The organism is Sporosarcina sp. CAU 1771, assembly GCF_054482775.1.
Map to the genome: position 1 here is coordinate 1 of NZ_JBTLRN010000049.1, position 5,325 is coordinate 5,325.

Annotated in this window: 5 protein-coding genes; 1 reads left to right on the forward strand and 4 read right to left on the reverse strand. The window is 38.8% G+C overall.

The window, feature by feature from the left end:
• Positions 1 to 407 precede the first annotated feature (407 nt).
• Positions 408 to 2,681: an ATP-binding cassette domain-containing protein gene (locus tag ACXYMX_RS16850; RefSeq protein ID WP_459045406.1), complete on the reverse strand. Its 2,274-nt coding sequence runs from the start codon at positions 2,679 to 2,681 to the stop codon at positions 408 to 410.
• A gap of 173 nt (positions 2,682 to 2,854) precedes the next feature.
• On the opposite strand from ACXYMX_RS16850, the gene ACXYMX_RS16855 reads away from it, so the two are divergent.
• Positions 2,855 to 3,448: a hypothetical protein gene (locus tag ACXYMX_RS16855; protein WP_459045407.1), complete on the forward strand. Its 594-nt coding sequence runs from the start codon at positions 2,855 to 2,857 to the stop codon at positions 3,446 to 3,448.
• Positions 3,449 to 3,508: 60 nt separating this feature from the next.
• Here the strand turns inward: ACXYMX_RS16855 and ACXYMX_RS16860 are convergent, their stop codons facing one another.
• From ACXYMX_RS16860 to ACXYMX_RS16870, 3 genes are all read right to left on the reverse strand, one after another.
• A complete protein-coding gene (locus ACXYMX_RS16860) occupies positions 3,509 to 3,691 on the reverse strand; it encodes a hypothetical protein (protein ID WP_459045408.1) in 183 nt (60 codons plus the stop codon).
• A gap of 277 nt (positions 3,692 to 3,968) precedes the next feature.
• Positions 3,969 to 4,556: a hypothetical protein gene (locus tag ACXYMX_RS16865; RefSeq protein ID WP_459045409.1), complete on the reverse strand. Its 588-nt coding sequence runs from the start codon at positions 4,554 to 4,556 to the stop codon at positions 3,969 to 3,971.
• A gap of 414 nt (positions 4,557 to 4,970) precedes the next feature.
• The gene (locus ACXYMX_RS16870) at positions 4,971 to 5,171 is read right to left on the reverse strand and encodes a hypothetical protein (protein WP_459045410.1); all 201 of its coding nucleotides are present in this window, start codon (positions 5,169 to 5,171) and stop codon (positions 4,971 to 4,973) included.
• Between the last annotated feature and the right edge of the window lie 154 nt (positions 5,172 to 5,325).

Sequence of the window (5,325 nt, forward strand, 5' to 3'; positions counted from 1 at the left end):
CAGCCATTGGACGGTAGCACACCAATGGCTGTTTTTTGTACCCTTACCAACCAGTGGCTTCCTTCTCCGCACTTACTGGCTCTTTCTTCCGCAAACGGTGGCTCAAAACTCCGCTCTAGTGGCTCATTCTCTCCGCAATACTCAAGCGCCTGATTTTTTGCCGACTTTCATACTCTAATACACAATTACACATTTGGCCAGTAAGCAAGTACAATTCAATCGTTTCTTTTCGTACAACTCTTCCCAAATGATTCGTGTATATGCGAATTCAGAAATTTAAAACCGGGAAACCCTCTACAAAAAAGCAGGCTTTCGAAAGCGAACAAAAAACCAGACCTAGTAAACGATAGTTACGTCTTGGGAGTCTGGTGCGAATGAGTCTAAGGAATTCAGTTGCCCTTCGATTCTTATGCTTCCGCGACTCCATCCCTTAACCATTTTGCTGTCAGGGTTTCTGCAGTTAGCATTTCTTCTGGAGTTCCTTCGAATAGCATAGTTCCGCCTTGTCGACCTCCGCCTGGACCTAATTCGATGATCCAGTCGCTCGCCGCTAGAAAGTCCAAATTGTGTTCGATGATAAGTACGGAATTCCCGTTGTCCACAAGTTTTTGAAATACATCCAACAGTTTTCCATTATCTTTCGCATGCAGGCCTAAGGAGGGTTCGTCTAACAGGTAGATTTGGCCTTCCTTTTGCAAGTGGCTTGCCAGTTTCAGACGCTGTACTTCTCCTCCACTTAACGAGCTCGTCGTCTGCCCTAATGTTAAATACCCCAAGCCTACATCGATTAGCGTATTTACTCTTCTTATAATCTTTGACATAGTGAAGGTATTCAATACCTCATCAATCGTTAACTCTAAAATCTCAGCTATGTTTTTACCTTTATAGCGATATGACAATGCTTCCTTTGAATACCTCAGTCCGTTACACGCTTCACAAAGAACGGTCACAGGATCAGCAAAGGCGACATCCGGCTGTGTCACTCCTTTTCCTTTGCAGACAGGACATGCCCCTATGGAGTTAAAGGTGAACAAACCTGGAGCTTGTCCCGTTTCTTTTGCAAAGATGGTCCGAATGTCATCCATAATTCCCATATACGTTGCGAGTGTAGAGCGGGTTGAGATTCCTATACTTCCTTGTCCTACCATGATTGTTCCTGGATACGTTTCTGAGAATGCTTCCATCATTAACGAACTCTTTCCTGATCCCGATACGCCACATACAGTGACGAGCGCATTTTTCGGGATAGTTACGCGAATATTTTTCAAGTTATTGTTCCTTGCGTTTTTGATTGTAAAGTAACTTTTTGCATTGCGCGGATGTTTGTTAATCTTAAGGCTCTCATTTAAGGTAGTTGCGGCTTTTGAATGTTTGAGTCCTTTGATTTCTCCTTGATAAACAACCGTTCCCCCGTGTACACCCGCTCCTGGGCCCATCTCGATGATTTCGTCGGCCACTTTAATGATTGCTAAATCATGTTCGATGACGATGACGGTATTATGTTGGGCTTTTAGACGTTTCAGCATGTCTATTAACAAACTTACTTCCTCCGGATGAAGTCCTGCACTCGGTTCATCGAAAATGTAGATGAGGTTATTTAAACTGCTTCCCAAATGGCGGGCAATTTTCACCCTTTGCGCTTCACCACCAGAAAGAGTATTCATCTTTCTGGAAAGGCTTAAATAAGATAATCCCATTTCAACAAGTTGTTGAACATGCGGGATAGCTTGCTGGGCGATTGATTTCCCTAAAGGGTCATTGATTTTCGTTAGTTCTTCAAGTAGTTGAGTAAGTTCTAATTGATCGTATTGTGCAATATTAAGACCGTTAATTTTACATGCCAATACTTTGGGATTTAAACCGGAACCAAGGCATATCGGACACAATGTATGCGTCGAAACGGATAACACTTCTTCCTTCGAGACTTGTTTGAGTTTTGAGATGTCTCGATGAATATAAAGGCGAGTAAATCTCGGCAATAATCCGTCCCACTCATGAGGTTGGGGTCCGTTCTTTGTATGAAATGGCGCGAAAACTTTCTCACCTTTTGGAGGACCTTCTATAAAGAGGCGATAGTCTTCATCGGAAAAGTCCTTTATCGGTTGATCGGGATTGAATAAGCCACCTGTTATCATCCATCTGCCTTGCCAACCGGAAGGAGATAACGGTTTAAACTTTACTGCATGCTCTCGAAGTGACTTTTCGAAGTCGACAAGTTTATACAAATCTGGCGCAATGACTTGTCCATACCCGCTGCATTCCGGACAACTACCAAATGAGCTTTGACTGGAAAAATCAGTGGCCGATTCGATCGACGGCGATCCGATTCGTGAGAACAAAAGTCGAATGAGTGGATGTATATCCATATACGTACCAACGGTCGAACGGGAATTTCCTCCGATTGGCCTTTGCTCTACGACGACAACTGGACTTAAGTTTTTCATCAAATCCGCATGGGGTCGTTCGTATCTCGGCATCTGATTTCTGACGTAAAGAGGATAGTTCATAGACACTTGACGTCTGCTTTCTGCGGCTACTGTATCAAAAACAACGGAGCTTTTTCCTGATCCCGAAAGGCCCGTAAAGACGGTAATTTTTTCTTTTTGTATAATTAAATCAATGTTTTTCAGATTATTTTCTTTAAGTCCTTTTAATAGGATTTCGTCTTTAAATTGCGACACGTAATCATCCTTTCTTATTCGCTAAGGAAGTGGCTTAGATTGATTAGACGACATTCACTCATTGATTATCAATAGCGATTTTTAATAAAAGATTTTACTTTAACCTAAACTTAACATTCGACCTTTATACTAGGAATTCACACCAAAATAAAACAGAGTAGGAGATTAGATCAATGAAACAATTTATGTTGCTTCTATTTAGTAGTATGTTTGTGATGGCTGGTTGCAATTCATCTACAACTGAGGAGAATCCACCTGATTCAGAAAAACAAGCGGCCGCTACTAGTGAAACTGTAACGACTTCCGATACAAACACGGATTCAGGTATGGTGGAACTTAGGATACCTGCAAGTTATTATGAGGAAAAAGACGCTGAAGCAGTTATTCGAGATTTCGAATCGAGTGATGTAAAAGCAACACAAAATGCCGATTCTTCCTTTACATTAGTCATGACGAGCGACATGCAAATGTTATTCAAAGTTTCTATCTTCAACACCATTAAAACGACCATTCAAGACACTGTTGAAGAGGGAGATTATCCATCCATCAAAGCAATCACGTACAATGAGGAGTTGACAAAGATGGAGATCATTGCTGAGGAAAACTCCTTTAACGTAGAAAGTGACGGATTAAAAGTCGCTGAAATTGCAAACTTAATGACATATTATCAGATTTTCGATAATGTTCCAGAAAACAACGTTCAGTTAGATGTTTCAATAGAAGATGAAGGATCGGGGAATGTCTTTGAAGAACTTACTTTCAATTAAATAAACGACACGTTTACTTACTGATTTAGAGAGAGAATGTTGCTTAACGACTGCGTCCGATTACTGATCAGCATTATTCGGAAACAATTTAGTACCTATCAACCCTCCGACTAATGCTGATAATCCAGCTATGCCAATAAAAACAATACTGCTTCTATCAGGAATTAAATACTCGACTAACGAAAGCACGAGTACAACAAATAGTGTTGAAACTACTACCATTCCAATACTTCCCCTTTTCATACGAATCCCTCCTATATTAGTAATTCTGAATTTGGCGAATGCACTCGATTTCGAAAGAAGTGGTTATTCTATTCTTTAATTATTTATGGAAAAGCGAACATCGGCATTCATTATTTTAAAGATTTAAAAGACTTGCTACTACTTCAAAGCTTACCAATCAGATCTTTAACATTTATCACTTTGTGGATAAAGTGCACAAGTATCCAGTACGTTTTTTTCGAGAATTTATATTGCGCCCATAAAGTAAATGTTTAATACGAGGGATTTTTTTATTTACTCACTTCTTTTCAAGTTTTATATCTTCTATCTTCCATCCTTCTTCATTGGTTAATATAAATTGATAGTCACGACCAATTTCCTTAGCTGTATGATAAGTAAGGAGTATTCTTCCATTTTCGATGGTAAATTTATTAAGCTCCAGAATAACATTAGGTCTCCATTCAAGCGTCTTACCACTAAACAAAAATCCGCAAGGACAATTTCCTTTTTGATCTATGTAATAAGAACCTACACCACTGGAAACGAATTGTTTTGTATCGTCAAATACTTTTACTTTTTTATAAGATTCAATAGTGTTTATTGCTTCATTAAAATCTTTATAGTCCATATTAAATTTTAAAGATGCGATATCTTCTTCCATATTGGAAATGTCCTCTTCCAATGTTACATTCTTTTCCTTTAACTCTTCTACCGTATTTAAACTTTCCGTTAGATCTTTTTCTAGAGTAGTGACTGTATTTACCAACTTGTTATTTTCCTCTTGTACTTCCCTTGTAATATCTTTACTCTCAGATTCACTCATAACTAAGAAAATTGTAATTAATACTAACAGGACAAATGCACCAATAATTAAATCTCTCTTCACCGTTTAACACCTCCACTCCATTTTTTACTTAAAACCCTACGAAGTCTCCGAAAATCAGTTGTCAAAATGAATTTATAAGTGTGAATATATCAAAATACAAAAAGTGGCCCGAGAAATAAACATAAAACTCAAACTAAACGGTACTTTTCTTTATGATAATGGCCCGATTGAAACGAATTCCTTATTCAGCAACTGATGATTAAATAAGTAGCCTTTTAGATTACGTTTTTTTGGATAAAAGATAATGTGATCATCTGGGTCTAAGACGTGTAGGGCGTCAGCAATGTATCCACGTATCCACAGGCCCCCTCAATTCGTCTCTAAAAGGAACCTTTCGGAAAGTCGACTGCTTCGGATGATTACGGAATATCTTGTTTTTTTCAACACGCATCTGCAGTCCCGCTCGATAAAGAGTTAACTAAATGTTGGTGAAGTCACTCCAGCCAGAATTATTAAAAGTGCTATAGAAGCAACGATGGCAGGTTTCATTGATGTTTTTTCATCTTTTACTAATGTAGAAATCGCATAAACTAAAGACAAAACAAACACAAATGGCCAGACAAACCAAGTCCAATAATAAAATATGCCTATCCCTTGCATCAAACTAATCAGCATGTAATTCCATCCTCCCTCTATAAACATTGATATATCAACGGTTTAAGCCGTTGTAGGGTGTCGGAAAAATATTTTTCGACACGTTGGTTAACCTCGTTTTATTGTTATGTGAATATTCAAACAGAGTTGGATACGCTACGCGGTCATCGTTGGA

What these genes read in the sequence shown, in the direction of transcription:
- ACXYMX_RS16855 (WP_459045407.1), top strand. Translation starts at nt 2,855, where the DNA reads ATGAAACAATTTATGTTGCTTCTATTTAGTAGTATGTTTGTGATGGCT.
- ACXYMX_RS16860 (WP_459045408.1), bottom strand. Translation starts at nt 3,691, where the DNA reads ATGAAAAGGGGAAGTATTGGAATGGTAGTAGTTTCAACACTATTTGTT.
- ACXYMX_RS16870 (WP_459045410.1), bottom strand. Translation starts at nt 5,171, where the DNA reads ATGCTGATTAGTTTGATGCAAGGGATAGGCATATTTTATTATTGGACT.